Source organism: Oligoflexus sp. (genome assembly GCF_035638955.1).
GTDB lineage: Bacteria > Bdellovibrionota_B > Oligoflexia > Oligoflexales > Oligoflexaceae > Oligoflexus.
Genome location: NZ_DASQYZ010000232.1, coordinates 1 through 2822, shown reverse-complemented (window position 1 = coordinate 2822; position 2822 = coordinate 1). Strand labels below are relative to the sequence as shown.

The 2822-nt window shown below is 46.2% G+C and carries 1 protein-coding gene; it reads right to left on the bottom strand.

Annotated features, from left to right (window positions below; genetic code table 11):
- Positions 1-377 precede the first annotated feature (377 nt).
- Positions 378-2141 carry a leucine-rich repeat domain-containing protein gene (locus VE954_RS21755; protein ID WP_324956698.1) on the bottom strand — a complete coding sequence of 588 codons (1764 nt, stop codon included), beginning with the start codon at positions 2139-2141 and terminating at the stop codon, positions 378-380.
- Between the last annotated feature and the right edge of the window lie 681 nt (positions 2142-2822).

Below are 2822 nucleotides of genomic sequence, written 5' to 3'. Positions count from 1 at the left end.
GGATGGAGGTCAGGATAATCGACTTTTGGAAATGCCGTCCTTTGAAGCTCAGCGCCATAACCACTCCCTGGATACGGTGAACCCGAAACTATGACGAGTCCCTGGTCAAAACACCAGAGGTTTTTTGCAACAGATCCTCTTCTATTCCGTCGCTGCATGACTGCTCGCGAATCCAGAAATTTTCCTGCTCAGGTTTGCAAACGCAACAGAAGCCTCCAGAAGCCGGCTACCAGCGGACATGAAGCATGATGATCTGACGTTCGAAGACGTGTCCTTTGGTGTCAAAAAGCATGAGCCGCCCTCCGAAGGTTTCCCGGAGAATACCACGGACTTACCCAGGCGCAACACAACCCATAGGGGAGAGAAGGAGACATCGATCAGCCGGCGGCTCCCAACCATCGGCAAACCGATGTGTTCACAAATGGGCAGTTTCTTCCAAACTCAAATTCCGAACCTCCTCCCAACAGGACATAGCTAAGGTTTTTAAGACTGGCCAAGGGGGAGAGGTTGCTAATGCGGTTAAACGCGAGGTCGAGTGTCTCCAGGCCGATCAGCGAACTCAGCGAAGACACGTCTGTGATTTTGTTGGCTGACAATCTAAGGTGTGCTATTTGGGAGGCGTGCTCCAGTTTGGACAATTCAGAAATAGACTCTATTTCATTGTAACTAAGATCCAATACATTATAAACTTTTGCTGTTTCAAAGCCATCGAGAGACTTAATTGCATTCGATCTAAGTGTCAGAGTATGTAAGGGAGGCAATTTCCCTATGGAGCGGATGAGGGTCTGTGGATCCTTGCGGTTGTTGGAGATGGAGAGAGAAAGCAGTCCATTGAAAGATTTCAGATAGGAAACATCGGTAATAGAGTTCCCATTCAGACGAATCTCAACCACAGATGAGGAAGAAGCGTCCCCGAAAAAATTCTTGAGGTCAGTAATTCCGTTCCCATCCAGATTCAAAAATTTCAATTTTGGAAGATTGCCAATCCATGAAAGCCTCGTAACCCCTGAAGAGGAAAGTTCCAGGTAACGTAAATTTTTAAACCCATTGATGACATCGAGGTTTCCAAGCCTGTTGCCTTGAAGGAACAGACCCGCAACTTTGCTATTTTCGAAGATCGGTTCATTAAAAAGACCAAGATCCGTCAAATCCTTGTCGACCAGGTTCAACTCAGAAGCACGACTGAGGCGATACGCCGCCAGGGAGCAATCTTCAGTTGAAACACCCGATTTCAAAGCATTCAGGGTCTTTCGCTGTTCTTCCGTCAAGGCATCTGGTGCTGAGCAGGTGTTGACGAAAGCTTCTTCACTTTCGCTGAGGCTAACAGGCAGCTCGGTTGGCCCTGCGATGGGCTGAACGGTACTGAATGCGATGCCTTCCGCCTCAAGCATGTCCTTTTTATGCGCCACAAAGTCTGAGATAGCATTCATTCGGACACCAAAATCGGAAGGCATAAAGCTATAGTCACCGGGAGAATATTCAGATGGCATACCAATGACATCACGGGAGCCCTCAACATAGATGGGCCCACCACTGTTTCCACCATAGGTCGAACAGTTGTGCATGTATGTGGGGTCCTGAAAGCCAAATTGATCATATGCTGGAGGAAAAATTCCTTCTTCTACTATCCAGCAGTTTTCCGTCAGAGTAATTTTCCCATTGCGTATTCTGTCAGCCGGATAGCCAAGCATGTTCAGTCGGGTATTTTTACTTGGGTCATAAGTGGCAAGGCGAAATGTTTGTTCAACCCTGATGGGCTTCGAGTAGTTGGCTTCAAAAAACATAATGTCTCTATTGGGGTCGCCTGCAATGATTCGCTTGCACGTCCCCTTGTCTCCGTTGTTGTCTATAAAGCTTCCTGACGCGGCACACCAAGCTTCTTCACTGCCCGAAGCTGACAATCTGAAACAATGTGCAGCGGTTGCCAGAATCGCCTTTCCGGACATATTTTCGACAAAAAAAGCTGTGCACCCTACTTCCAGCTTCACAACCTTGGAAGAGCTTTCCGGATCAGGATCCCGACGTATGGAGTTTTCAAAAAATTTAAAGTCAGAAGAATTGGCGGTCCTGGGCCCATCACATCCGAACGCCCAGATAACAAATTGTGCGCCTAGTAGAATCCTGAAGTAATTAATTAGCATTTACAAATCCTTTGCTCAGTCGTTTCTCGTGCCCTTAAGGCAGCGAGTGTTTGCCTCTAGTACGATATATGGCATGATGATGCAAGATTTGAAGTAACTTTATTGAACAGGCTGTGTGCACTGGATTTTATCCCATTCTTTTGCTCAGAATTTCAGGCCGAATCTCAAACTGCACCTACGCGTTGAATTGTTTCACTCTGTGATCAATCTGAAAGCTTGAGCCGGTAAACAATCGGATTCTCATCAATGCAAGTTTGAATAGGATTTGTTAAATAGACTACATAGCTGAATTCCGATTCCCGGCAAGGGCTATTGAACCAGGAGAAGTTACATTATGAAGAGTCTTTCACTTTTCAAGTCATTGCGATCTTTGGTTTTGTTATCGATGGCAGTCATTACGCTGAATTCGGCGCAGGCTTCTGACGCAGACCCAATTTCTGACGATCCGTTTGGTTTAGATACAAGTATTTACGCGGAGCTGGATGATATCTCTTCAGTTGTTGCCCCCCGTTATTATAGCGATACCTATCCTGATCTCAAAGCCCTATGTGCCAGGCAAGTTCGAGACAGCTTTTACCGATAATTTAGTGAAGTAAAAGTGGCGGAAATGAGGTTTCATCATGTCCGAATCGGCGAAGGCAAAGAAGCTTGAAAGCATTGGTAATTCTGAATCATTACCTG

What these genes read in the sequence shown, in the direction of transcription:
- VE954_RS21755 (WP_324956698.1), bottom strand. Translation starts at nt 2,141, where the DNA reads ATGCTAATTAATTACTTCAGGATTCTACTAGGCGCACAATTTGTTATC.